Here is a 24125-nt window from a genome sequence, read left to right as displayed (position 1 = left end):
CCATGAACTCAGGTTTTGCAAAGGACGTCGATGTGAAAACTGACGTTGTAAAAAACATCGGCGTACTGGGCGCAGGCCAATTAGGGCGTATGTTGGCGCTGGCGGGTTACCCACTGGGTAATCGCTTCACCTTTTTGGATACTACGGGCAATCCCAGTGCGGGCATCGGCGATGTTATTGTTGATCCTGACAACCTGCATTTAGCCGAGTTTTTGGCCAAGGTTGATGTGGTGACCTACGAGTTCGAACATTTGCCCGTTCAACTGGTGCGTGAGATCGAGCAGCACAAGCCGGTTTACCCCAGTAGCCGCGCCATTGAGGTGTGCCAGAATCGGGTCGAAGAGAAGACGTTGTTTGATCGTTTAGGCATTCCCACGCCTGCTTATCGCGTGGTCGAGAGTGCCGAGCAGTTGGAAGCGGCCGCCCGTGAGTTGGGTTGTCCGGTGGTGGCCAAATCGGTCACAGAAGGCTACGACGGCAAAGGTCAGGCGGTCTTGAAGCAGCCTGAGCAGGCGGGCGAGGCGTGGAACGCTATCGGTCACGCGCAGTTGATCGTTGAGGCTTTTGTCGACTTCGTGCGCGAAGTTTCGATGATCGCCGTGCGTGGTCGCGATGGCGAGGTGGTTTTTTACCCCATGGCGGAAAACCAGCATGTAGACGGTATTCTGCGCTACTCGGTGGCGCCGCTGCCGGATTTGGACGCCAGTGTTCAGCAGACCGCTGATGACTATATTCGCGCACTGCTCGATGAGCTGGATTATGTGGGCGTGCTGGCGCTAGAGCTGTTTCAAACCCGCGATGGTAGCCTGCTGGCCAACGAAATGGCGCCCCGCGTGCATAACTCCGGTCATTGGACGATGGACGGCGCAGTGACCAGCCAGTTTGAGAATCACCTGCGTGCCATACAGGGCTTGCCTTTGGGTGATACTCAGGCGATTGCGCCTACCTGCATGATTAATGTGATTGGCCGAGAAGGCGACAACGCGGCGATACTAGCGCTGTCGGATAGCCATCTGCATCGTTATGACAAAGCTGAACGCGCCGGACGTAAGCTTGCCCACGTCAATATCCTTGCGCCTAACCATGCTGAGCTGCTGGAAAAAGTTAACGCCTGCAGCGCTTTGTTGCCGGAGGCGCCACCTCCAGCGTTAAGTTTTTCCATCAAGCAGTAGTTGCCAAAGCCGCCTAGCCAGGCGGCTCTTTTAACTTAACTGGCCACTTAGCAGCAACCACAGTGCGATTAACGCAAAGTGACCGGGGTACCATGCCAGCCATAATCGACGTGGCATTGCCAAGTTAACGGCAGGTATACGCTGAGCTGCACCTGCGGCCAGTATAAGCACTACCACACAGGTTCCTACGGTAAACGATTTAGCCATATCGGAGGCATTCATCTGACCGGCTATCCAAAGTACTGGGAAAGCCGCTAAACCGGCCCAAAGTCGCGACTGGAAATCACTGCCCGCTTGACTCAAAGCGTGCAGCGCAAACATTAATAGCGGAATCAATAGCAGTCCGTTATGACCGTATTCCACCCAAAATCCCAGCAAGTACCAAACGGTAACGCCCACCGCAGCGCCGCCTAACAGCCAGGGCAAACCTAACGTTTGCTGCTGGTAGTGTTGCCAGCCTTGGCGTACCAGCGTCCCCAAGGCTAAGCCACTGGCCAGGGTGAAACAGACATTCAGGATAAAAGCGTCAGATGTGCGCGGCATCATCATGTAGGGGAGCTGGGCGACCAAGCCGATAATTAAAATACGCCGTGAGTAGCGCAGCGGATTGCGTGTATTAAATAGGCCATGCCACGCTACCATGGCAGCAAACAGCGGAAAGGCGATACGACCAATGGAAGAGCCTGCCCAGCTTAAATCCCAATCGCCGGGTAGCACATAGCGAGTGAGGTGATCCACGGTCATGGTGATCAGCGCCAGCCACTGGCCCCAGCCTGTCCAATGGGAAGAAGGGCGAGGGAGAGTACCTGCATGTGGGCTAGTCGAGTGAGCCATAAAACCTCCGTGTTGAATAGGCGCAATGATACACAGACAGAGGTGGCTTTACCTAGTTCACTGAATTGGCTGCGCTAGGCAGAAACGCATCACCCCGGCAATTGCCGGGGTGATCGTGGTTGTGGCTTGCTGTGGGGCTTACTCAGCTTCACCGAAATAACGGTTGTAGATCTCGTCGTAAGTACCGTCTTCCTGTACTTCAGCTAGGGCTTCGTTGAACTTCTCGGCCAGCGCTTCGTCGCGTTGACGGAAGGCGATACCAAAACCGTCACCGAAGTACTCTTTCGGCTCACTGATGCGCTCGCCTATTACGACGTACTCAGCTTCTTCGCTTTCCAGCAGGGTGGATTGACCAATTGGGAAGTCGAGGAACACGATGTCCAGACGCTCAGCTTCCATATCCAGCACCATGTCGTCGGCGGTGGAGTAGCGGCTGATGTCGGCAACGTCGCTGAAGTTGTCAGTGACGTAGTTGTCCTGCAGAGTGCCACGCTGAACGCCGATGGTCATGCCTTCCAGCGTCTCTTTGGTGGCTTCGCTAATGCCCAGGTCGCTTGCCGCAAACCATGCAGAGGGCATAGTGATATAGGGGTCGGAAAACAGCACTTGCTCACGGCGCTCGTCGTTGATGGTCATTGACGACATGATGGCGTCATAGTTGCGCGACATTAGGCCAGGAATAATGCCGTCCCACTCTTGCTCAATCCATTCGCAGGTAACGCCCATGCGATCGCACAGTTCGTTGCCAAGGTCGATATCGAAACCGGTGAGTTCGCCTTCAGCGGTGCGGAACTCCATCGGCTCGTAGGGCACGTCAACACCAATGCGCACATTGTCGTAGTCACGTGCTTGCGCTGAGGAGGCGGCTGCAACGGCTAAGCCCAGTAGCGAGAGAGTTAGTAGCTTTTTCATGTTGTTACTCCGTAGAAAGCGGGTTCGCCTAATGGTGATCCCCGTTTTTAACTGACAAATAGTTGTTAGCCGATAAATAAATTAACTCAGGTTGGCGCTGACGAAAAGAGGGCGTCACTTTGTGAACCAACGTTTGTTTGACGGTTGCACCGTTTTTCCATGATCAATCGGTTTTCCAAGATCAAGCATCTTGTGGCCGGAGATGCGCGAGCAGCTTTTTTTCGAGATAGCGGAAGAAGAACAAAATCGCGAACGTTAAGCATAGATAGATGGCGGCCACGAATAGAAATGCCTCAAACGGCGCGTAGTAGCGGGCGTAGACAAAGCGCGCGGCACCAGTTAAATCCATTAGCGTGACCACGCTGGCAATCGCGCTGGCGTGAAGCATAAAAATCACTTCATTACCGTAGGCGGGTAGGGCACGGCGAAAGGCGCTGGGTAAAATGATTCGGCGCATCATTAAATTCTGCGACATGCCATAGGCACGGGCGGCTTCAATCTCGCCTTTAGCAGTGGCTTTGATGGCGCCCCGAAAAATCTCGGTGGTGTAGGCGGCGGTATTGAGCGTGAAGGCAATCAGTGCCGGATAGAAAGCTTCACGTAGGACCGGCCATAAAAAGCTCTCTTGGATGCCATCAACAAAGACGACGCCGTAGTAAATGATATAGAGCTGAATCAGCAGCGGTGTGCCACGAAAGACGTAGGTGTAGAGGTAAATCGGCAGGCTGATCCACTTATGCTTGGAGCTGCGCATAATGGCCAGCGGCACAGCGAGAATGAGCCCCACAATCAGCGATAAAAATACCAGTTGAGTGGTTGTGACCAGGCCTTCCCAGTAGTAACCCAGTGTATCCGCGGTGAAAATCGTGTTACCAGCAAGAAGGTCACTGAACCATGTGGAAATATCAAGCATATCACTGACCTCCAAAGCCGATGTCGTAGTGTTTCTGCAGGCGCGCAAAAATCCATTCGGATACGCTGGCGATGAGTAGGTACGCTACGGCGACGGGGAGCAAAAAGGTAAACGGCTCATGGGTCGCTCGGGAGGCTTCCGCTGCTACACGTACCATATCGGTCAAGCCGATGACGGAAACCAGCGCAGTGGTTTTGAGCAGCACCATCCAGTTGTTGGATAGCCCCGGTAACGCGTGGCGCATCATTTGTGGAAAGCGGATGCGGCGAAACACGAGACCGCTGCTCATACCATAGGCTTTGCCCGCTTCGATCTGGCCGTTATCCACCGCCATAAAGGCGCCCCTGAAGGTTTCGCCCATGTAGGCGCCGAAGATAAAACCAATGGTCAGCACGCCCGCGGCGAAGGCATTGAAGTTAATGTAAATATCGATGTCGTAGCTGTAATAGAGCATGTCGCTGATGGCGTTAACACCGATCTGGCCACCAAAAAACAACAACATCATTAATACGAGATCCGGCACACCGCGAATCAAGGTGGTGTAAACCGTGGCAGTCCGCCTTAGGAACCAGTTGCGCGACATCTTTGCACTGGCGGTCAGTAGCCCCAAAATAATCGCTAAAATCAGTGACAGCACTGCTAATTGAACGGTGACGCCTGCCCCCTCGATCAGCCTGGGGCCATACCCTTGTAGATCAATCATGGTAAGCCTCGCGGATCAGTATTTGGGGGCCAGAAATTGCTGCAAGCGCGGTGATTGCGGATTGCCCAGCACTTGCTCCGGTGGTCCCGCCTCTTCCACTAAACCTTCGTGAAGGTAGATCACCTGGCTGGAGACATCACGTGCAAAACTCATCTCATGGGTGACAACGACCATAGTGCGGCCCTCTTCGGCCAAACCATGCATGACTTTCAGTACATCACCCACCAATTCGGGATCAAGGGCGGAGGTGGGTTCGTCAAACAGCATCACTTCGGGGTCCATCGCCAGCGCCCGAGCAATCGCACCGCGCTGCTGCTGGCCGCCTGACATCTGTGCCGGATAGGCGTTGGCGCGCGCCGTTAAGCCCACGCGATCGAGCAGGGCATGGGCGTGTTCCAGGGCTTCTTTCTTAGGTTTTTTCAGCACATGAATCGGCGCTTCGATAATGTTTTCCAGCAGCGTCATATGGGCCCAAAGGTTAAAACTTTGAAACACCATAGAGAGCTTGGCACGCATTTGTACTACCTGCTTCCAATCTTCGGGCTCGCGACCGTGTCGAGTGGTTTTAAAGCGGATGGGTTCGCCATGCACAATGAGGTCACCGTCGTCGGGCTGTTCAAGCAAGTTCATACAGCGTAAAAAAGTACTTTTACCCGATCCAGAGGCACCTATCAGGGTGATCACATCGCCCTTTTGGGCTTGTAGTGAGAGACCTTTCAGAACTTCCGTATCGCCAAAGCGTTTTTTAATATTACGCACTTCAAGGGGAGTAGGCGTAGCGGCCATATCATTGGCTCCAGTACAGAGTTGCCGCAGCAACATATGGGTTGGATGCGGCTGGCGCGAAAAAAGGGGCGATTCTATCAGGCTGGGCGCATTATGCGCGCTTTCCTTATAACATTATGCACTCGACGTTGGTCTTATCGATGTCGAGGGGCCTGTTATCGCCTTACCATTGTTATTGTCTTAGCTAGATTGCTTACCTGGGGTTCAAGCGATAGGCGCCACCAATAGCGCGGCACGGGCGCCGACCTCTACCTGGGCATTGGGGAACACCACGTAGAGAGGCGTATCGCCCACACGAAACTCACCGGCATTACCATCCTTCGCCAATAGGGTGTGTGGCTCAAAGCGGCTAAAGTTAGCCGTATCCTCGGCAAAACAGAGCTGGAAGTCATCGGAGTGACGTATTAACTCGTGTTGAACCTGAAAAAACTGCATTTGCGTGACTGGCTGACTGGGCGGAGAGCGCCCTTCACTAAGCGCTGAGAGCAGCGCGTGCATCGGTTTTAGGGATGCCATATCGTTTTGCCCGAAAGGGGCGACGCGCCCAAGCTCAAAGGTAAATGCCTGGGCGGCGTGATAGTGCTTGCTGTAGTGAGAGAAGGTCCAACTGTGCTGATGCTGGTGCAACACAGCCTGCATATCCGCCGCTGCTAGCCAGCCCCACTGCTCGGCCTCTGTGGGGAAATCGGCATAGGGTTCTACAACGAAACGGGTATAACGGCTATCCCTTATCGCGGTATGTAGGTCGTAATGCAGCTTGGGTAGCCCGGAATGGCGCGCATAAAAACCATCCACAGCGGCCATTAACGCCCGGGCGCGATCTGGCTCTTCACCTTCGGCGCGTAGTTCGTTGTGTAGTTCGTTGTGTAGTTCGCGGCTAAATAGCCGGTTTAAATTGGTGGTAATAAAACGCTGCTGTGCCTTAAGTGCGGGTAGATTGCCTAAAATCACCAGGACGGGTGCGCCGAGCTTTATACTGCCTGCTTCTAAGCCGCTTAACCATTCACCTACCAATTCAACCGGAGCGGTTTCATTGCCATGGATGGCGGCTGAAAAAATGCACGCGTGGGCGCTTTGGCTTACCGTGTTAGGCGTCAGTTCCAAAACGCCAGGCGCATGCAAACAGTAACGGCCGCTTGCGAAGACGCCTTGACTAGCGGCGGGGGACTGCCCGTCAAGCGACCAGTCGAGCCATTGGCCTAGCATTGTCGCTCCTTAGTATTTGTTGTCTATGCTCGTCGTCAGTACAAAAGTGAGCCTAGCATCACCATGCTGAGCGTTTGTCACAAGCTAGTAGGTCGTTCGCGTGTAAAAGCCTAGCTTATTCGTGAAAAAGCGTATTTAGGCAGCAAGTTGGATCTTAACCGCGGCTCTAATAAGTCACTAGTATCAAAAAAGCACCCATGCTGAGCATGAGCGCTTTTTCTCATTATGCTTCGTAATTACGTAGAACGTTGGGTTATGCAGAGCGCTGGCGCTGCATTTCTTCCTGATACTTGCTGGCAAGAGACGTTTTTTGTCGCTCTTGCAACCCACGTCCAGCCAGTTGAAAAACCTCTTGCTCCTCTTCATCCAGGTGGTGGGTGACTAAATCCTGGAGCTGCTTGGCGTGGGTAAGCCAATGTGTGGCGCTGTAGTCGGTTTCATCAAGAAGCTCTAAAAGCTCATCAATCTCATGGTGTTCGGCAACGCTATGGCGGGCTTTCTCCTGGGTCATGTCAATCGACATCATGGGGATATAGAGCGCTCGCTCTTCTGCGGCAGCGTGATAGTGCAATTCGGCACGCACCTGCTGATAAAGGTTATCGCGCTCGCCGCTATCTCCATGTGTTTCAACTAAGCGGGCAAGCAGGTCGCGCTGAATATCGTGGTCCTTGCGCAGGGCTTCAAAAATCGTCATTCCAAACTCCTTGGATACGTTGGCTATATATAGACAAGTCAAAAGCTAGTGGTGGATGGCGGAAAGTGCAAGGTAGCGTTCGTCGATGAAATCGACGCTCGCGGACGAAAACATTCGCTTTTTTCTACTATAGGTTGCGCTATCTTAGTGTTCACCAGTTTGTTGGGTAACACCCCATCGCAACGCGGAACGATGTAAAGGAGATAGCAATGACAAAGGTACTAGTTCTTTATTATTCAATGTATGGACATATCGATACGATGGCGCACGCTGTTGCAGAGGGTGCAAAAGGCGTGAGCGGTGTAGAAGTAACGGTTAAGCGTGTACCCGAAACCATGCCGGAAGAGGCGTTTAAAAATGCCGGTGGTAAGCAGGATTACGATACCCCGGAAGCGAATCCGCAAGAGCTTGCCGATTACGATGCGATCATCTTCGGTACGCCTACCCGCTTCGGTAACATGGCCGGTCAAATGCGTACTTTTCTGGACCAGACTGGTGGCTTATGGGCGAATGGGGCGTTACGTGGCAAAGTAGCTAGCGTGTTCACCTCGACCGGTACCGGCGGCGGTGATGAGATGACCATTACTTCTACATGGACCACGCTTGCCCACCACGGCATGATCATCGTGCCTATCGGCTATGGCGTTGAAGAGCAGTTTGATATTTCCAAAGTCAGCGGTGGTACACCCTATGGTGCAGCAACCTTGGCAGGTGGAGACGGTTCTCGCCAACCTGATGAGCGCGAACTTAAAATTGCCCGTTTCCAGGGTGAGTTAGTGGCTAAAACGGCGGCCAAGCTGGCCAGCTAATTAATCGTTTAAGTCAGCTAGTAAGTTCGATAGCGCATAACTCATCTAGCTCGTAATGTAAAAGCCTCGCTGGAGAAATCCAGCGAGGCTTTTAATTGGCTGATTATTTTAGGGGGTTACTCTGCCAGCTTGTCGGCAATCGCTTTGCCTAGGCTTTCCGTGGTGCCATTACCGCCTACATCGCGGGTCAGTACATTGGCGTTCCCCTGGCTTAACACTGCCTCGATAGCTGTGACCATTGCATCACCGGCCTCTTTATAGCCGAGGTGTTCAAGCATCATCGCCCCCGACCAAATCTGGCCGATGGGGTTGGCGATGCCTTTGCCGGCGATATCCGGCGCGCTGCCGTGCACTGGCTCAAACAGGCTAGGGAAGTTGCCTTCTGGGTTGATATTGGCCGAAGGGGCAATACCGATAGTGCCAGTGCAGGCAGGGCCTAAGTCCGAGAGAATATCGCCGAATAGATTGCTGCCCACTACGACGTCGAACCAGTCCGGGTGGAGAACGAAGTTGGCAGTGAGAATATCGATATGGAATTTATCCACGGCGATCTCTGGGTAGCCCTTGGCCATCTCGACCACCCGCTCATCCCAGTAGGGCATAGTGATGGAGATGCCGTTGGATTTGGTCGCGGAGGTAAGTTTTTTACGCGGGCGGGTTTGTGCTAGCTCAAAGGCGTACTTCAGTACGCGGTCAACGCCGGTGCGGGTCATGACCGTGTCTTGAATCACCACTTCCCGGTCGGTGCCTTCAAACATCTTGCCGCCAACGCTGGAGTACTCGCCTTCGGTGTTTTCTCGCACCACGTAAAAGTCGATATCGCCGGGTTCGCGGCCTGCCAACGGGCTTTTAATGCCGGGCATCAGTTTGCAGGGGCGCAGGTTGATGTACTGGTCAAAACGGCGGCGGAACTGGAGCAGCGAGCCCCATAGAGAGATATGGTCGGGGACTTTATCGGGCCAGCCGACCGCGCCGTAAAACAGTGCATCGAACCCTTTCAACTGCTCGAACCAATCATCCGGGAGCATTTTACCGTGCTCGAGGTAGTAGTCGCAGCTACCAAACTCAAAGGTAGTGAATTCTAGGTCAATATTAAAACGCTTAGCGGTGGCCTCAAGCGAGCGAACGCCTTCGGGCATGACTTCAGTGCCGATGCCGTCACCGGCGATAATGGCGATACGGTGGGTCATAGTGGTTCCTTATCTCGTTTGTTGCTTTGCATGCTTGTGAGTCGTGAGTCGTGAATAAAGTGTAGCGACTATTTTGGTGGAGATAATCAGGCTATTATTCAATCTATTGTTGCGTAAAAGTGAAGAATGGCTGAGGGCTGGCATGGCTTACTTGGATGATTTGGCATTTTTTCAGCACTTGGCGCGGGCCGGGAGTTTAACGGCGACTGCTCGTGAACTGGGGCTGTCGCTCTCGGCGGTGAGCAAGCGGCTAAAGCAGTTGGAGGCGCGCCTGGGAGTGGAGTTGGCGGCTCGCACCACGAGGCGGTTGACGCTGACGGCAGAGGGCGAGCGCTATCTGGCTCGTGGTGCGCTGATTTTGGATGAGCTGGATGAACTGGAAAATTCATTGGGAGAGGGAGCCGATCAGGCGCTGAGTGGTCGGCTGCGGGTCAACGCCACCTTTGGTTTTGGTCGCCGCCATATCGCACCGCTACTGTCACGCTTTTGCGCCGAGCACTCTGAGGTGGAAGGGTGGTTAGAGCTGACTAATTTTCCCCTTAACCTGAGCGATCATGGCTTTGATATTGGCATTCGCGTGGGTGAGCCACCGGAGTCGCGTTTGGTTGCCCGGCGTATTTTGGCCAATCGGCGGGTACTCTGCGCGTCGCCTGACTACATTGCCCAAGCTTTGCCTATCCACACACCGGCAGATTTGCAGCAGCACGCCTGTTTAGTCATCCGTGAGAACGACAGTGATTTTCCGCTATGGCGTTTTGTGCCCAGCGGCCAACCGACCCAGTTAGCATCTGGAAAGGTGCAGTCGGTCAAAGTCAGCGGTCGGCTGGCCAGCAACGATGGTGAGGTGATTACCCGTTTAGCCTTGGACGGCCACGGTGTAATGCTGCGCTCCTGGTGGGACGTTAACGAGCACCTTGCCAGCGGGGCATTAGTTGAACTGCTGCCAGGCTGGCAAGGCGTGCGGGCGGATTTTTACGCGGTATTCGAGCAGCGCCGCCATGTGCCCGCCCGGTTACGCGCCTTTATTGACTATGTTCAGCGCGAGATGAACGGGCGGGTGTCGGCAATGCCCGAACATTAATCGGTTATTGAGTCGGGCACTCCTCACCTTGAGACACGTCGATTAGCTCATCGGTGGGGAAGTCTAGTTCGGCTGCCCGTTGGCGCAGGCGGTTTTCGGTCGCGCTATCCATCTCCGGCGTACGCGAAAGTATCCATAGGTAGTCGCGATTTGGTCCGGCCACTAGCGCCCACTGATAGTCGTCATCCAGTTCTAAAATGTTGTAGCCGCCGTAGAAGGGCCCAAAGAAGCTCACTTTCAAACGCCCAACGCTCTCTTCATCAATAAAGTAGGCGCGGCCTTCGGCTTCGTCCCATGCCTGCTCTTCCAGGTTGTAGCCGCGGTTGATTACCCGCACGCCGTCATCATCACGCAGGCTGTAAGTGGCGGTGACGCAATCTAGGCCGCGCTCAAAAGAGTGATCCAAACGGGCAATTTCGAACCACTGGCCGAGGTAGCGGTCTAGCTCAAAACCCGTGATTGGCTCAGTGCCATCGGGAATGCCGGTGCAGCCGGTGAGTAAGGCCATGCTGACGACGCTGCTTCCTAGCAGTACTTTCATTAACACGCTCCTTGGCGGTGAACTATGGTTTGCGGTGATATGGTTGGCGACGAGCTATGGTTGGCGACGAGCTATGGGCGATCGACTATGGTGAGTGCTGTTGCTGTATAGTAACGGTATTTTAAGGCCTAAACCGCTGCACTGGCGGCGACCCCATTTTTATCATTGAAAAAGCGCTTTTAAATGCCTCGACGCTCCTTTCTTCGTTTTTCCCGCCAGCGCTGGTTGCGGCTGTTCTTCTATCTTAATCTGGCCCTGGTGGTTGGGCTGATTGCCCACCAGATCTGGCTGTACGTGGCAGAGCCCAAGTTTGAGTCGGTGCACACCCTTGAAGTGGCCAATATTCGCGAGGTGTTGACGGAGCGAACCGACTACCGATTTGCGGTGGTGGGCAACATCAATAACTCCGTGAGCGTGTTTCAAGAAGAGATCGTACCGCTGATTAATCAGGGCGGTATCGACTTTCTGATTTCGGCGGGGAATGCCGTGAGTGGAGGGCAGCAGGAGAGCTATCAGGCGATTTACCAGAGTCTGGAGAAGCTCAATGTTCCTTACTTACTCACCTACGGCGACAACGAAGATAGCGACTTTGGCAGCTACCTGTTTTATGAATACTTTGGCCCGCACTTTTACTCCTTTGTCGCCGGTAATAGCCACTTTATCTTTGTGGACGGTACCGGTAAGTCATCCACCTCTTGGCAGCTTGATTGGTTATCCCGGGAGCTCACGGCTTCTGAGGCGCAGCATAAATTTTTGTTTGTGGGCTTGCCGCTGCACAATGTGGTGAGCGACGCGCCGCTGTTTGAGGCGGACAATTATCTCAATGATCCGCGACTTGCGGATGGCATTATGGCGCTAGCGGAAGAGTATGGCGTCGATACGGTGTTCTCCGCCAACCTGACACTCTTTTCCCAGCAGACGATCAACGGTGTGGATTACGTTACAACTGGCGGTGCGGGCGGTATTCTGATCGATGCCGATAGCAGCTTCCATCACTATGTCATCGTCAATGTAGCCGGTGACAATGTCACTATTGCCCCGGTGCGTTTGAACGTGGATAGCCCCGGCTGGTGGCGTATGGTCACCAGCGTCTGGTCGACGCTTTATGCGTTTTTCTACGTCAGCTATACGCGGTTTTTGCTGATTGTCGGTGTACTGTCGCTACTCGCCCTGCGTTTGCATCGGCTGATTTTTGAAGACCGTGATTACTACCCCGATTTTGATATTGATCCGACGCCTTTTCTGGGTAAATCACTGCGCGTGGCGATGGTATCCAACAACTATTTTCCCTTTGTATCCGGGGTGTCGGTATCGGTGGACCGCCTGCGCAATGGCTTATGCGATCTAGGTCACTCACTTCAGTTGTTCGTACCGCGCTACCGAGAAGCGTGCAAGGACGATAGCTCCATAAAGCGCATTCCAACGCTGATGGCGTTTGGTCAGAAGGGTGAGTTTCGGTTAACTAATCCGTTTAGCGCACGGTTTCGCCGCTGTCTACGGGCCTTCAAGCCTGACCTTATTCACGTTCACCACCCTTTCTGGCTGGGCTCCATGGGGCTGTTTATGGGGCGTCGGCTTAAGGTGCCGGTGGTCTATACCTACCACACGCGCTTAGAACATTACGCCCACTTTGTACCGTTACCGGGGGCGCTGTTTCGTAATCTGATCTCGCATTACTTGATCAAGCGCTTCTCTAATCGCTGCCAGGGGGTGATTGTGCCGACCTATTCGGCGGAAGAGTATTTGCGCATGATCGGCGTAAAAACCCCCTCGCTGGTGCAGCCGACGGGCATCGATGTCGCGCGTTTCGCCCACGTTGATGAGCGTGAGCTGGATGCGTTGCGTGAGCGATTAGGCGTTAGCTCTTCACGTAAAATATTGATTAGCGTTTCGCGGATTAGCAAAGAAAAAAATATTAGCTTTATGCTGGAAGCTCTCGCTGAGCTCCGTTATCAGGGGCACGATGATTTTCATTTGCTGTTGATTGGTGATGGGCCGGATCGCGAGGCGATTCAAACCCAAATCGATACCTTAAAGCTAACCTCGCAGGTCACCCTGGTGGGCGCAGTGCCGCCGGAGCGCATGGCGCTTTATTACCATCTGGGCGATCTGTTTGTGTTTGCCTCCACCTCGGAAACCCAGGGCATGGTGATCCTTGAGGCGATGTCGGCGGGTCTGCCCGTGGTGGCAGTGCGTTCCAGCGGTATCGATGACGTGGTACGCCAGGGAGTCAACGGCTTCAAAACACCGCAAAATCGCCAGGCGTGGGGACAGAAAGTAATGGAGTTAAAAGATAACGTTGAGCTGCGCCAGCAGTTGGGCAGGCAGGCCAGCCACTTTGCCGAAGAGTTTGATATTGCCAACTTTGCCTCAGCGGTGGCTAACTTTTACGCCGAAGTGCTGGCCAAATATCATTCACCTTCGCGATGAGACTGTTGTTTGGATGCTTGGCGCCGGTTGGCATAGCGTTTAAGGCCTATTAACAGGCCAACCCCGGCGGCGAGTCCGACAGCCGCTAGAATGATTTCCTTGGCCGACGCGGCGGTGAACAGAGCACCTAACTGGCTGCCGAGCAGAATCACCGCCGCCAGCCCCGGCACGATACCCAGTGTGGAGCCGATCATATAGTCGCGAAACTTCAGGTGAAAAGCGCCCGCCAGCATATTGGTGAGCGTAAAAGGGGCGAGCGGCAGCAGGTTAATCACCGTCATGGTGCGTATGCCGCGCTTGGATAGATAGCCTGATAAACCGCGTAGATGTTGGCCGCCGTAGTGCATCAGCGCATCTCTGCCTAACCAGTGGCCTACCCAGTAAGAGACGACCGACGAAGAGAGCGTGCCGAGAGTGGCGTAGACGAGCCCCCACACAGGTCCAAACAGTAAGCCTGTCACGACCACGAGCAGGCTGAGTGGAAAGATCAACAGCAGGGCGCTGATGTAAACGCCCATGACTGCGGCAAACATCCAGGGCGCGGTACGCCACTGGCGGATGTAACCGATCAACTCGCTAAGGCGCGCCTGAGTCAGCAGGTCGTAGCGCTGCAGTAAATGCCACATAAGGCCTAGCAGCACGACGGCTACCAGTAGGCCAACGCCTTTTATTAATGTCCGCGACATATGCGCCCACCCCACCGGCCAAAAAGTCCACAGCATACGCTAGCGGCGCGATGGGATGAAGGCGCTTTTGCGCTAAGCGATCGTTCTAAGCGACAGTTGTTGAACGGGTCTTTAATGGTTGAGCAGGTCTTTAATTGTTGAGCTGGGCTTCAATGACCGGCCAGGCGGGGTCGCCGTCGATGGTGGTCACATCTGCCAGCATTGCTTCGATACGCTCTGGGTGCTCATTGATCCATTGATCGGCCACCTCCGCTAAACCTTGCTCTTCTTGGCCAAAGGCTTGAATCATCCAACTCTGCTCTTCGGCGCTAAAGGTGAATTGCTCAAAAAACGTCACTAGATTGGGGTTGGCATCGGCATAGTCGCCGCGCAGTAGCGTTAACACATCGCTTTCACCGTTGCTCTCACCGAATAGATCTTTGGGGTCTTCCAGGTAGCGCATGGGCAGTTCAAGGTTCATCCAGTGGGGCGTCCAGCCTACCCAGACAATTGGCTCTTCTCGTGAAATCGCATCCTGCGCGGCGGAGAGCATGCCCACTTCACTGGTATCGACTATCTGCCAGTCACCTAACCCCCAAGTGTCGTTATCAATTGCTTCATGGAGAATTTCACTGGCGGCGGAGCCTGCACCAAAGCCATAGATCTCGCCGTCGAACTGTTCGCGATTTTTATCCAGATCAGCAAAACTTTGAATACCGCTCTCATACAGATATTCCGGCACCGCCAGGGTCATTTGTGCGCCATCAACGTTATTGGCGACATCAATCAATACGCCTGATTCTTTGCGCGGATTGAACATTTCTCGTTGAGCCGGCAGCCAAGCACCCAGGAACGCATCTATATCGCCGCTTTCAATGCCTTGATAAATCACCTGCAGGCCAATTTCCTGAGTGCTGGTTTCGTAGCCCAGTGGGTTCAGTAGCTGTTCGGCGATGGCGGTTTTGACGGTAATGCCGGGCCAAGCGGGAACGCCGAAGTCGAGGGTTTGGTCGTCGGCGTGAACCGCAGAAACGAAGAGTGCGGCGGTGGCAAAGGCAATGCCAGAGGCGAGAGGTGTGAGGTGTGTCATAGGATCTTCCTGCTTGTTTTAATAAAGATAAGCTTTTGTTATCTAATGAAGTTATAAGGTGCTGCGGTTAATCGTTGCGGGCTAGCACGCGAAGGCGTGAAGCGAGCATGTCGCGATCTAAATAGGTGCCTTGTAAATGGCGTGCGCCACTGTTGGGATCGAACTCGCGGCGTCCATGGAGTACACGACGATTATCAAACGCCACCATCTGGCCGGGGAGCAGAGTGAACTCCAGTTGGTGTGCTTCGCTATGAAACAGCTTCCACAGCAGGGCATAGGCGCTGTACCAGGCCTCCATCTGCTCTACCGGCAGGTGAAGGGCATCGCGAATCCAGTTGTTTAAGCGCATTTCGACCAGATTGCCTGCACTGTCCAGGGTGATAACGGGGGCACGTGTGGCGATATCGTGGGTTTCATCCTGGAAGCGAAAGTCGATGGGGGTTTCACTAAGAATCGCCAGCGCCGTCGGGTCTTGCTGGCGCAGGGCTTCGACCACCCGCGCACCATCGGCAAACAGTGACTCGCCGCCGCTAGCACCGTTTTGCAGGCAGTAGAGCAACTGAATATCCGGCGGATGGCGCCAGTTGGGTAGATCGATATGCAGTGGCAAGCCCACTGCTGTGTAAGCCGCGTTATTGGGATTGGGTTTGGAGCGCACATCAAAACGGGCGCCAAAATTGGTGGCGCGTTGGGGGCCAATGCGTTCAGCCAAGCGGCTCACTTCCTCTTCTACCAAGGGGCCATCGGTCATCAGCGCTAGGCCGTCACGCAGCATCGCGGTGAGCCAGGCTTTCTCGCCCTGCGGGGTAAGAAAGTCGCTATGGCGGATGTGCTCCGGGGCGAAATTATCGACCCAAGGCCGGATGTTGGGCACGGCAGACATCTGCTCGGCTTCGGGGCGGCGCTGATAAAGCCAGCCACGATGAAAAGCACTGGTATGGCCATCCTGCCATTGCAGGTGTAAGTGCCCATCCTGTAGCGCCACGTTGGGAGGCTCAGTGATGGCCTCAAGGGGCAGGTAGAGCCGTTCGCGGGTCTGCGGATGACGGCAGGCCGGGCAGGCGCAGTGATCGCGTAGCCAGCGCAGGGGCAGGGTGGTTTGCTGACCATCTTGCCACTCCAGTGCCACGCCTTTCTGAGTCAGCGTCGCTTGAGTGAGTGCCGGGCCTGTTTGATAAGGATTTAATTCGCCCATTTCAGGGGAATGGGGAGCCGTTAGGGTGGTTTCTAAAGCACTATTCATGATAACTCCAGGTAACTCCCTTATCGGCAGTGCCCTAGAGGTATGGGTGTAAGGGCTTTGCTCAAAGGGTATTGCTTACAGGGTGTGTGTAAGTGCTACCTAGGATGAGGAGTAGCCGTAGCAGTGACAAACGATTAATCTGACCCCTAAGGTGTTATTTAATTTATAGGTCTCTTTTCCATGAGCAAGTTACCGCCATTGCTATGGCTACAAGCGTTTGAGTCGGCGGCGCGCACGTTGAGTTTTACCGCCGCGGGAAATGAGTTAGGCGTCACTCAGGCAGCGATTAGTCAGCGCGTTCGCTTGCTGGAAGACCGCGTGGGTCAGAAGCTGTTTGTGCGTCATGCGCGCAGCTTAACGCTCACTCCCGCCGGGCAGGCATGGCTACCGAGTATTCACGATGCCTTTGTGCGTATCAGTGAGGGCACTCTGGAAGTGTTTGGAAGTACATCCGAGCAGCCGGTCACGCTGCGCACCACGCCGGTTATTCAGCAGTCTTGGCTGGCGCCGCGATTGATTGCCTTCCACCGGGCTCACCCCCAAGTGGCGATTCGCTTGGTGAGTGCTATCTGGCCCGACGACTTCGGCCCAGAGGGGGCAGATATCGAGATCCGCTATGGCAAAGGCGAATGGGTGGGTGTAGAGATGCAATCATTGGGCGAAGAGCAGTTACTGCCTGTTTGTTCCCAGGCATTGGCTGAAAAGCTGACTACCCCCGCTGATTTAGCCGGGCATACGCTGCTCCATGCGACAGGCTTCGGCGTAGGATGGCCGGGGTGGCTGCAAGAGGCGGGCGTTGCCCATCTGGAAGCGCAGTGTAGGTCAATAACCTGCGATCATCAGGTGATGACATTGGCTCTCGCAAGCCAAAGTGGCGGCATTGCGCTCGCTCACTATCGATTACTACAACAGCGCACGGATCTGGTGACACCTTTTGAGCTCAGCGTGCCTAGCGATGAGCGATTCTGGCTGGTGCGTCCAAGCCGACGCCACGTTAGCGATGAAGCGGTGCTGGTGTGGCAGTGGCTTTGTGCTTCAATAGGGTAAGTGGTTATTGTTGCCTTAACGTCTTTTGCCAATTTTCTTGCCATTTTGGTGCAACCGTGAAGAATGATGTGCCTTCATTGTTTAAAAAGGTGTGTTTTTCATGGACTTTACTCTTCCTCCGCTGCTCACCTCGCTGGTGGATCGCGGTAATGGCTTGCTCTGGGGCAGCGTGCTGATTTACCTGCTGATTGGTGCAGGCATCTATTTCACGGTGATGACCCGCGGTATTCAACTGCGCTATTTCGGCCATATGTTCAAGCTGCTGGGCAGCTCTCGCCAATCAAATGGCGGTATCTCTTCGTTTCAAGCGCTCTCCACCAGCCTGGCGGCCCGGGTAGGCACGGGTAATCTGGCAGGTGTCGCGGTGGCCATCTATTTTGGTGGCCCTGGGGCCATTTTCTGGATGTGGATGACCGCCATGGTGGGGATGGCGACCAGTTTTGTAGAATCGACCCTGGCCCAGGCGTATAAAACCGACCACGGCGACAACACCTTCCGTGGTGGCCCGGCACGTTATATCGAGCGTGGGCTGGGGCTGCGTTGGCTGGCCGTTTTATTTTCTATCTGCTTGATTATTGCCTTTGGATTAGCGTTTAACAGCGTTCAGGCCAACTCTATCGCCCAGGCCATGGAACAGGCATTTGCCATTCCCACCTGGGCCATGGGGTTAGTCTTGATGGCTATTGTGGCTCCGATTATCTTTGGCGGCCTGAAGTCGATTGCCAAGGTGGCTGAGCTGGTTGTACCGCTTATGGCACTGCTCTACTTGGTGCTGGCGCTGGTGGTTGTGGGTTTAAATATCAGTGACTTACCTGCAGCGATCATGACCATTGTGCGCAGTGCATTTGGTTTTGAGCAGGCGGCCGGTGGTGCGGTGGGATATGCGGTTTCCCAGGCTATCATGAACGGCATTCAGCGCGGGCTGTTTTCCAATGAAGCGGGCATGGGCTCGGCGCCCAATGCGGCAGCCACTGCCTCAACGCGGCCAAATCACCCTGCTGCCCAGGGCTTTATTCAGATGCTAGGGGTGTTTCTGGATACCCTGGTGATCTGCACGGCCACGGCGGCCATCATCATTATGGCGGGGCCTGAATTGATGGCGGGGGATGAGAATAACGGTATTCAACTGACTCAAATGGCGCTCTCCAGTCATGTAGGTGATTGGGGTGGCATGTTTATCGCGGTGGCGATTCTGCTATTTGCGTTTACCTCGGTGATTGCTAACTACTCATACGGCGAGTCCAACATTGAGTACCTGGCCGGGCGCCGCGCGCCTTTAGCGGTAATGATTTACCGTTTGGCGGTGCTGGCGATGATTATGATCGGTTCGGTGGCGAGTCTAGGGGCAATCTGGAACTTTGCTGACCTCTCCATGGGGATGATGGCGATTATTAACCTGGTCGCTATTCTCATGCTGTCGCCGGTGGCTTTCGCGCTCTTCCGCGACTACGAAGCTCAGTTGAAAGCGGGCAAAGAGCCGGTGTTTGATCCTAGCCGCTTCCCTAAATTGGTCAACAAGGTTGACCCAAAGGCTTGGCCTGCTATTAATAATAAGCGGTAAACACCTGTATATAAGGAGAAACGGCGATGCCCCGGCCGGAGTTACTCGAACAGATCTACACCATTGTCGATCAAATCCCGCCTGGGCGTGTGACCACCTATGGCCGCATTGCCGCGATGACCGAAGGCGCCACGCCGCGTATGGTGGGGTCGGCGATGCGCCACCTGCCGGATGGTCATCAGTTGCCCTGGCATCGCGTCATTGCAGCGTCGTTGAAGCTTGCTGATCATGGTGGCGCCGAACGCCAGCATCGAAAATTACGCGATGAAGGCGTGCTGTTCGATACCAACGGCCGCGTGCCAGCGCACCTAGTCTGGCCTGATTGAACCTTATAAGGCAGTTTTAGAAACAACAACGCCGCCCAATTGGGCGGCGTTATCGTAGTTACGGATGCCTCTGATGAATGCGGCTCTATGACAGGCGTTGGCGATGTGCTTTACCCCTCACTCCTTACCCTTTACCCCTTACAATTAACGCCTCACTCTTCTAAATTAGCCCCCGATTTCCACGACCAGTCGCGCCAGCGTAGATCGAATAGATCCTTGCGGCGATCTTTCAAATTGGTCACCGAACCTTCGGCCCGTACCACCGTCAGGCGGGTTAGATCCAGATCCGAGAAGAAGATCATCTCGGTGTTGGGCGTGGTTTCCGCCAGTACTGCATCGTGAGGGAAGGCGAAGTCAGACGGCGAGAACACTGCAGATTGGGCGTACTGGATATCCAGATTTTCAATCGAGGGCAGGTTGCCGACGCTGCCACAGAGCACCACGTAGCACTCGTTTTCAATCGCCCGCGCCTGACTGCAGTGGCGCACCCGCAGGTAACCGTTTTTGGTGTCGGTCCAGAAGGGCACGAACAGAATATCCATATCCTGGTCGGCCAGCAGGCGGCCAAGTTCCGGAAACTCCACGTCGTAGCAGATCAGAATGCCCACACGGCCTGCATCGGTATCAAATACCTGTAGCTCATCGCCACCCTCAATCACCCAATCGCGGCGCTCTTGAGGCGTAATATGTAGCTTTGCTTGACGCTCGACGCTGCCATCGCGGTGGAACAGGTAGGCGATGTTGTAGAGTCGATCATCGTCGCCCACTTCAATCATCGAGCCGCCGACAATATTGATGTTGTAGGAGACCGCCATACGCGAGAGTTCAGACTTAAAGCGCTCGGTGAAACCGGCCAAAAAGCGAATCGCGCCCATTTGGTCCTGCTGGGCAGCGCGGTCTTGAAGGCCCATCAACGGCGCGTTAAACAGCTCTGGGAAAACGGCAAAATCACTTTGATAGTCGGAGAGCGCGTCGACGAAGTACTCGATCTGCTGTAGCGCGGCTTCCACCGAGGAGAATTCACGCATCTGCCACTGCACGGCACCCACGCGCACTTGGGTTGGCTTGTTGTCGAGTACGCTGGCAGCGGGCTCAAACAGAATGTTATTCCACTCCAAAAGGGTGGCGTAACCGCGCGACTGCTCATCTTCCGGTAGGTATTTGCGCAGTAGGCGCTTTACCTGGAAGTCATTGGCCTGCTGGAAAGAGAGAATTGGATCGTAGATCTCTTTGCGGGAGACTTTATCAATATATTGCGCGGGGGTGAGTTCATCGGCGTACTGGTGATACTCAGGAATACGCCCGCCGGCAAGGATTGCCCGCAGGTTTAGAGAGCGGCACAGCTCTTTGCGCGCTTCATAAAGGCGGCGGCCCAGGCGATATCCGCGGTAGTCCGGGTGAATCAGGACATCCAGCCCGTACATGGCGTCGCCATCCTCGTCGTTGAGGATAATCTCGCGATGGCCGATCAGGTCATCGTACTTATGCGGGTTGGAGAATTCGTCGTAATCCACCTGTACGGTGAGCGCTACGCCCACCAGAAGGCCATCGTCTTCAATCGCGATTTGGCCGTCGGGAAACTCTTGAATGAGCTTGTCGATAGTATGCTTCGGCCATGAGCCGCCGATATCGTGATAGACGGCGTCCATCAATGCCTTGAGCTGATCGTAGTCATCGCTCATCAGGTTGCGCAGATTAAGATGCAGTTCTTCCAGGGACATATCAGGGCTTCCCAGCGTTAGAAATCGACGGCCATTCTAGCATTATCGGGCGCTACTCGGCTTATCCGAGGTTAAATCACGTGTTAATGGGCGTGTCAGCGTTTGCGCCATGATGACCCCCGCCAGAATCAGCAGCCCGCCGGTAAAGTGGAACCCCGCCACTTGTTCTCCCAAGAAGGCCATCGCAATCAGCGCGCTAAACAGCGGCATTAAGTTAATGAAAATACTCGACTGGTTGGCGCCGATCTGGCGCACCGCGCGCATCCATAAAAAGGTGGTAATGATCGAGGCGGGAATGCCCGCATAAACAATGAGTCCGATATTCTGGCTATCAATGGGAGTCATTGGCCCCATCAAATAGGGGGGAAGCAAGAACAGCACAGCAAAACAGACTTGGGCGTAGAGCATCACCCAGGGGGGTAAATTCATCGACCAGCGCTTGAGCATTACGCCATATAGCGCATAGCAGGTTGCTGCTACCACCATCAGCGCATCACCCAGGGCTACCTGTAACTGCAGCAGCGAGAGCGGATTACCGCGCCCTAGTAGAACGGTAACCCCTACAAAGGCCAGCACTCCGCCAACGATGCCGCCCTGGGTTGGCGGCTCGCGGAGAATCAGCGCGCTAAGCAGAACGGTAAGTAACGGCACCATGGCGGCGAGAATGCCCATGTTGGTAGCAGTCGTGGTTTCTGCCGCCACATAGGCCAGCCCTTGCCATAGGCCCATGCCGAGCAACCCCAGCAGTGCCAGCTTAGGCCACTGGCGACGGATTTCGTCGCGGTGGCGTAACACTGCGGGCAACACAAACGGGGTCATCACCGCCAGGGCGAGCAGCCAGCGTAAAAAAGCAATGCTGCTTGGCGCAATGGCACCTACGCTAAGCTGATTGATGGTCATGTTGCCCGACCAGATAAGCACGGTGGCGAGTGGCGGCAAAAAGTAAATCAACGGCATAGCAACGGTTCCTTATCGTTAGCCGGGTAATGTGACGCGGATTCGCGCTCTGGGCAAGTGGTTGGCCCAAGTATCGAGAGACCAAGTATCTAGAAACCAAACATCGAGAGACCAAGTATCAAGGGGCTATACGTGGTGTCCAGGATGTCATACGCTTGTTTGAATTTGTTTTATAATGACGCTAATAAGATACAAGGAGACCGTGATGAGCCAAACGCCTGCGTACCCGAATTTGTTTCGTCCTCTGACCATCGGCCATTTAACCTTGCCCAACCGCGTACTGATGGGCTCAATGCATACCAATTTGGAAGAAGCACCCAATGGCTTTGAACGCTTAGCTGCCTTCTATGCCGAGCGGGCGCGGGAAGGGGTTAGCCTGATCGTCACCGGCGGTATTGCGCCTAATCCAGAGGGTGCGGTGTTCCAGGGAGCCAACGCGCTTGTTGATGAAGCGCAGTTGCCAGAGCATCGAGGGGTCGTTGATGCGGTGCATGCGGAGGGCGGCCACCTATGTATGCAGATTCTCCACGCCGGGCGTTACGCTTACTCGCCGGACTTGGTTGCACCTTCGACCATTCAAGCGCCAATTAATCCCTTTATGCCTCGGGCGCTGACCAGCGATGAAGTTGAGCAACAAATTGCCGACTATGTTCGCTGTGCCAAGCTTGCTCAACAGGCGGGGTACGATGGTGTTGAGATCATGGGTTCGGAAGGTTACCTGATCAATCAGTTTATCTGCCAGCGAACCAATCAGCGTGATGATGAGTGGGGCGGGGCGTTTGAGAACCGCATGCGCTTTGCGGTCGAGATTGTCCGCCGTGTTCGGGAAGCGGTGGGGGAGCGTTTTGTGATTATCTTCCGCCTCTCGATGATTGACCTGGTAGAAGAGGGCAGCACCTGGCAAGAAGTCGTTACGCTGGGCCAAGCAATCGAGGCCGCCGGAGCGAATGTGATCAACACCGGTATCGGTTGGCACGAAGCGCGGGTGCCCACGATTGTGACCAGCGTGCCCCGCGCTGCCTTTACCGAAGTGACGAAACGCATCAAATCGTCGCTGTCGATTCCGCTGATCACCACCAACCGCATCAATATGCCCGAGGTCGCCGAGCGCGTGCTGGCGGAAGGGCACGCCGATATGATCTCCATGGCGCGGCCTTTCCTGGCCGACCCTGCCTGGGTGCGTAAAGCCAAGGAGGGCCTGGCGGAAGAGATCAATACCTGTATTGCCTGTAATCAGGCCTGCCTTGATCACACCTTTGCAGGGAAACTGACGTCTTGCCTGGTTAATCCCCGCGCCTGTCACGAAACTGAACTGGTGATTGAGCCTGCTAATACGCTTAGACGCGTCGCCGTGGTAGGCGGTGGGCCAGCAGGATTAGCAACCGCTGTCACCGCGGCCAGTCGCGGACATAGCGTGGTGTTATTCGAGCAGCGCAGTGAGCTGGGTGGGCAGTTTAACTATGCGCGTAAGATTCCCGGTAAAGAGGAGTTTAACGAAACCTTGCGCTACTACCGGGTGATGCTGGAGAAGTATGCGGTAGAGGTACGCTTGAATACCACCGCCACTGCAGCAGCGCTTGCCGATTTCGATGAGGTGGTGATGGCAAGCGGCGTTCAGCCCCGGGAGCTAAGCCTGCCCGGTCACGATCACGGCAAGGTGCTTAGTTACGCCGAAGCAATTGAATCCCCTGATCGTGTTGGCCGTAAAGTAGCTGTCATTGGTGCGGGAGGCATCGGTTTTGATGTGTCTGAATTGCTGGCCCACCAAGGACACCCGGCATTGGGTATCGCTGATTGGTGTGACGAGTGGGGCGTTGATTTAGCAGTGGGCGAACGAGGTGGCCTAAAAGCGCCGACGCCGCCCGTGGTGCCCCGCGAGATTGTTATGCTCCAGCGTAAATCCTCCAAACCAGGCAAGTACCTGGGTAAAACCACCGGTTGGGTTCACCGCGCATCACTTAAGCAGCGGGGGGTGAAAACCCTTACCGGCTGCGAATACCTCAAAATCGACGACGAAGGGTTGCACATTCGCCGCGAGGGTGTCGACCAAGTACTCGCCGTTGATAGCATTGTCGTGTGCGCCGGACAGGAGTCGGTACGTGATCTACTGGCGCCGCTGGAGCGTGCAGGAACGGCGGTACATATTATTGGCGGCGCCGATGAAGCCAGCGAGCTGGATGCCAAACGCGCGATTGAGCAGGGCACTCGATTGGCGGCGAGCTTGTAAAAAAGAGGGTAAGGGCG

General features: G+C 54.8%; 22 protein-coding genes. 8 read left to right on the top strand and 14 right to left on the bottom strand.

The annotated features are described in order from the left end of the window. Positions 1-2: 2 nt before the first annotated feature. Positions 3-1172, top strand: a complete 1170-nt coding sequence (locus QT230_RS07570; RefSeq protein WP_308320988.1) for a 5-(carboxyamino)imidazole ribonucleotide synthase — start codon at positions 3-5, stop codon at positions 1170-1172. A 30-nt stretch (positions 1173-1202) separates the two neighbouring features. Here the strand turns inward: QT230_RS07570 and QT230_RS07565 are convergent, their stop codons facing one another. From QT230_RS07565 to QT230_RS07535, 7 genes are all read right to left on the bottom strand, one after another. Beyond that, positions 1203-2006, bottom strand: a complete 804-nt coding sequence (locus QT230_RS07565) for a TraX family protein (protein ID WP_308320987.1) — start codon at positions 2004-2006, stop codon at positions 1203-1205. A gap of 138 nt (positions 2007-2144) precedes the next feature. Beyond that, the gene (locus QT230_RS07560; protein WP_308320985.1) at positions 2145-2918 is read right to left on the bottom strand and encodes a transporter substrate-binding domain-containing protein; all 774 of its coding nucleotides are present in this window, start codon (positions 2916-2918) and stop codon (positions 2145-2147) included. Between the two features lie 181 nt (positions 2919-3099). Further along, the gene (locus QT230_RS07555) at positions 3100-3831 is read right to left on the bottom strand and encodes an ABC transporter permease (protein WP_308320984.1); all 732 of its coding nucleotides are present in this window, start codon (positions 3829-3831) and stop codon (positions 3100-3102) included. A gap of 1 nt (position 3832) precedes the next feature. Next, positions 3833-4534 carry an ABC transporter permease gene (locus QT230_RS07550; RefSeq protein ID WP_088699055.1) on the bottom strand — a complete coding sequence of 234 codons (702 nt, stop codon included), beginning with the start codon at positions 4532-4534 and terminating at the stop codon, positions 3833-3835. A gap of 15 nt (positions 4535-4549) precedes the next feature. Continuing rightward, positions 4550-5320, bottom strand: coding sequence for an ATP-binding cassette domain-containing protein (locus QT230_RS07545; protein ID WP_308320982.1), 771 nt, complete (start codon positions 5318-5320; stop codon positions 4550-4552). Positions 5321-5524: 204 nt separating this feature from the next. Then, positions 5525-6526 carry a succinylglutamate desuccinylase gene (locus QT230_RS07540; RefSeq protein WP_308320981.1) on the bottom strand — a complete coding sequence of 334 codons (1002 nt, stop codon included), beginning with the start codon at positions 6524-6526 and terminating at the stop codon, positions 5525-5527. 253 nt (positions 6527-6779) lie between these two features. Beyond that, complete coding sequence (locus QT230_RS07535) at positions 6780-7220, bottom strand: hemerythrin domain-containing protein (protein WP_308320980.1); 441 nt, start codon at positions 7218-7220, stop codon at positions 6780-6782. A 209-nt stretch (positions 7221-7429) separates the two neighbouring features. Here QT230_RS07535 and wrbA point away from each other — a divergent pair, with 209 nt between their 5' ends. Next, positions 7430-8029 carry an NAD(P)H:quinone oxidoreductase gene (gene wrbA / locus QT230_RS07530; protein WP_308320979.1) on the top strand — a complete coding sequence of 200 codons (600 nt, stop codon included), beginning with the start codon at positions 7430-7432 and terminating at the stop codon, positions 8027-8029. A gap of 116 nt (positions 8030-8145) precedes the next feature. On the opposite strand, the gene QT230_RS07525 is transcribed toward wrbA, so the two are convergent. Then, the gene (locus QT230_RS07525; RefSeq protein ID WP_308320978.1) at positions 8146-9219 is read right to left on the bottom strand and encodes a tartrate dehydrogenase; all 1074 of its coding nucleotides are present in this window, start codon (positions 9217-9219) and stop codon (positions 8146-8148) included. 142 nt (positions 9220-9361) lie between these two features. Here QT230_RS07525 and QT230_RS07520 point away from each other — a divergent pair, with 142 nt between their 5' ends. Next, on the top strand, positions 9362-10300 hold the full coding sequence (locus tag QT230_RS07520; protein ID WP_308320977.1) for a LysR family transcriptional regulator: 939 nt from the start codon (positions 9362-9364) through the stop codon (positions 10298-10300). Positions 10301-10304: 4 nt separating this feature from the next. Here the strand turns inward: QT230_RS07520 and QT230_RS07515 are convergent, their stop codons facing one another. Next, positions 10305-10841, bottom strand: coding sequence for a lipocalin family protein (locus QT230_RS07515; RefSeq protein ID WP_308320976.1), 537 nt, complete (start codon positions 10839-10841; stop codon positions 10305-10307). Positions 10842-11024: 183 nt separating this feature from the next. On the opposite strand from QT230_RS07515, the gene QT230_RS07510 reads away from it, so the two are divergent. Further along, positions 11025-13271: a glycosyltransferase gene (locus tag QT230_RS07510; RefSeq protein ID WP_308320975.1), complete on the top strand. Its 2247-nt coding sequence runs from the start codon at positions 11025-11027 to the stop codon at positions 13269-13271. Here QT230_RS07510 and QT230_RS07505 read toward each other — a convergent pair. The 3 genes from QT230_RS07505 to QT230_RS07495 all read right to left on the bottom strand — a co-directional run bounded on the left by QT230_RS07505 (position 13253) and on the right by QT230_RS07495 (position 16269). Next, the gene (locus QT230_RS07505; RefSeq protein ID WP_308320974.1) at positions 13253-13957 is read right to left on the bottom strand and encodes a VTT domain-containing protein; all 705 of its coding nucleotides are present in this window, start codon (positions 13955-13957) and stop codon (positions 13253-13255) included. The genes QT230_RS07510 and QT230_RS07505 overlap by 19 nt on opposite strands. Before the next feature lie 130 nt (positions 13958-14087). After that, on the bottom strand, positions 14088-15026 hold the full coding sequence (locus tag QT230_RS07500) for an ABC transporter substrate-binding protein (RefSeq protein ID WP_308320973.1): 939 nt from the start codon (positions 15024-15026) through the stop codon (positions 14088-14090). A gap of 67 nt (positions 15027-15093) precedes the next feature. Then, on the bottom strand, positions 15094-16269 hold the full coding sequence (locus QT230_RS07495; RefSeq protein WP_308320972.1) for a TauD/TfdA family dioxygenase: 1176 nt from the start codon (positions 16267-16269) through the stop codon (positions 15094-15096). A gap of 180 nt (positions 16270-16449) precedes the next feature. Here QT230_RS07495 and QT230_RS07490 point away from each other — a divergent pair, with 180 nt between their 5' ends. The 3 genes from QT230_RS07490 (at position 16450) to QT230_RS07480 (ending at position 19203) form a co-directional block, all read left to right on the top strand. Further along, positions 16450-17316: a LysR substrate-binding domain-containing protein gene (locus tag QT230_RS07490; RefSeq protein ID WP_308320971.1), complete on the top strand. Its 867-nt coding sequence runs from the start codon at positions 16450-16452 to the stop codon at positions 17314-17316. A gap of 100 nt (positions 17317-17416) precedes the next feature. Next, on the top strand, positions 17417-18877 hold the full coding sequence (locus QT230_RS07485; protein ID WP_308320970.1) for a sodium:alanine symporter family protein: 1461 nt from the start codon (positions 17417-17419) through the stop codon (positions 18875-18877). 26 nt (positions 18878-18903) lie between these two features. Then, on the top strand, positions 18904-19203 hold the full coding sequence (locus QT230_RS07480; protein ID WP_308320969.1) for an MGMT family protein: 300 nt from the start codon (positions 18904-18906) through the stop codon (positions 19201-19203). Positions 19204-19355: 152 nt separating this feature from the next. On the opposite strand, the gene QT230_RS07475 is transcribed toward QT230_RS07480, so the two are convergent. Together QT230_RS07475 and QT230_RS07470 are read right to left on the bottom strand one after the other, a co-directional pair. Next, entirely contained in the window at positions 19356-20924 is a 1569-nt protein-coding gene (locus tag QT230_RS07475) for a bifunctional GNAT family N-acetyltransferase/carbon-nitrogen hydrolase family protein (protein ID WP_308320967.1), read from the bottom strand. A 42-nt stretch (positions 20925-20966) separates the two neighbouring features. Further along, the gene (locus QT230_RS07470) at positions 20967-21881 is read right to left on the bottom strand and encodes a DMT family transporter (RefSeq protein WP_308320966.1); all 915 of its coding nucleotides are present in this window, start codon (positions 21879-21881) and stop codon (positions 20967-20969) included. A 205-nt stretch (positions 21882-22086) separates the two neighbouring features. On the opposite strand from QT230_RS07470, the gene QT230_RS07465 reads away from it, so the two are divergent. After that, the gene (locus tag QT230_RS07465; protein WP_308320965.1) at positions 22087-24108 is read left to right on the top strand and encodes an NADPH-dependent 2,4-dienoyl-CoA reductase; all 2022 of its coding nucleotides are present in this window, start codon (positions 22087-22089) and stop codon (positions 24106-24108) included. Positions 24109-24125: the final 17 nt, after the last annotated feature.

The organism is Halomonas sp. SpR8 (genome assembly GCF_031010195.1).
Taxonomy (GTDB): Bacteria; Pseudomonadota; Gammaproteobacteria; order Pseudomonadales; family Halomonadaceae; genus Vreelandella.
This window is presented reverse-complemented; position numbering and strand designations above follow the sequence as displayed.

What these genes read in the sequence shown, in the direction of transcription:
- QT230_RS07570 (WP_308320988.1), top strand. Translation starts at nt 3, where the DNA reads ATGAACTCAGGTTTTGCAAAGGACGTCGATGTGAAAACTGACGTTGTA.
- QT230_RS07565 (WP_308320987.1), bottom strand. Translation starts at nt 2,006, where the DNA reads ATGGCTCACTCGACTAGCCCACATGCAGGTACTCTCCCTCGCCCTTCT.
- QT230_RS07560 (WP_308320985.1), bottom strand. Translation starts at nt 2,918, where the DNA reads ATGAAAAAGCTACTAACTCTCTCGCTACTGGGCTTAGCCGTTGCAGCC.
- QT230_RS07555 (WP_308320984.1), bottom strand. Translation starts at nt 3,831, where the DNA reads ATGCTTGATATTTCCACATGGTTCAGTGACCTTCTTGCTGGTAACACG.
- QT230_RS07550 (WP_088699055.1), bottom strand. Translation starts at nt 4,534, where the DNA reads ATGATTGATCTACAAGGGTATGGCCCCAGGCTGATCGAGGGGGCAGGC.
- QT230_RS07545 (WP_308320982.1), bottom strand. Translation starts at nt 5,320, where the DNA reads ATGGCCGCTACGCCTACTCCCCTTGAAGTGCGTAATATTAAAAAACGC.
- QT230_RS07540 (WP_308320981.1), bottom strand. Translation starts at nt 6,526, where the DNA reads ATGCTAGGCCAATGGCTCGACTGGTCGCTTGACGGGCAGTCCCCCGCC.
- QT230_RS07535 (WP_308320980.1), bottom strand. Translation starts at nt 7,220, where the DNA reads ATGACGATTTTTGAAGCCCTGCGCAAGGACCACGATATTCAGCGCGAC.
- wrbA (WP_308320979.1), top strand. Translation starts at nt 7,430, where the DNA reads ATGACAAAGGTACTAGTTCTTTATTATTCAATGTATGGACATATCGAT.
- QT230_RS07525 (WP_308320978.1), bottom strand. Translation starts at nt 9,219, where the DNA reads ATGACCCACCGTATCGCCATTATCGCCGGTGACGGCATCGGCACTGAA.
- QT230_RS07520 (WP_308320977.1), top strand. Translation starts at nt 9,362, where the DNA reads ATGGCTTACTTGGATGATTTGGCATTTTTTCAGCACTTGGCGCGGGCC.
- QT230_RS07515 (WP_308320976.1), bottom strand. Translation starts at nt 10,841, where the DNA reads ATGAAAGTACTGCTAGGAAGCAGCGTCGTCAGCATGGCCTTACTCACC.
- QT230_RS07510 (WP_308320975.1), top strand. Translation starts at nt 11,025, where the DNA reads ATGCCTCGACGCTCCTTTCTTCGTTTTTCCCGCCAGCGCTGGTTGCGG.
- QT230_RS07505 (WP_308320974.1), bottom strand. Translation starts at nt 13,957, where the DNA reads ATGTCGCGGACATTAATAAAAGGCGTTGGCCTACTGGTAGCCGTCGTG.
- QT230_RS07500 (WP_308320973.1), bottom strand. Translation starts at nt 15,026, where the DNA reads ATGACACACCTCACACCTCTCGCCTCTGGCATTGCCTTTGCCACCGCC.
- QT230_RS07495 (WP_308320972.1), bottom strand. Translation starts at nt 16,269, where the DNA reads ATGAATAGTGCTTTAGAAACCACCCTAACGGCTCCCCATTCCCCTGAA.
- QT230_RS07490 (WP_308320971.1), top strand. Translation starts at nt 16,450, where the DNA reads ATGAGCAAGTTACCGCCATTGCTATGGCTACAAGCGTTTGAGTCGGCG.
- QT230_RS07485 (WP_308320970.1), top strand. Translation starts at nt 17,417, where the DNA reads ATGGACTTTACTCTTCCTCCGCTGCTCACCTCGCTGGTGGATCGCGGT.
- QT230_RS07480 (WP_308320969.1), top strand. Translation starts at nt 18,904, where the DNA reads ATGCCCCGGCCGGAGTTACTCGAACAGATCTACACCATTGTCGATCAA.
- QT230_RS07475 (WP_308320967.1), bottom strand. Translation starts at nt 20,924, where the DNA reads ATGTCCCTGGAAGAACTGCATCTTAATCTGCGCAACCTGATGAGCGAT.
- QT230_RS07470 (WP_308320966.1), bottom strand. Translation starts at nt 21,881, where the DNA reads ATGCCGTTGATTTACTTTTTGCCGCCACTCGCCACCGTGCTTATCTGG.
- QT230_RS07465 (WP_308320965.1), top strand. Translation starts at nt 22,087, where the DNA reads ATGAGCCAAACGCCTGCGTACCCGAATTTGTTTCGTCCTCTGACCATC.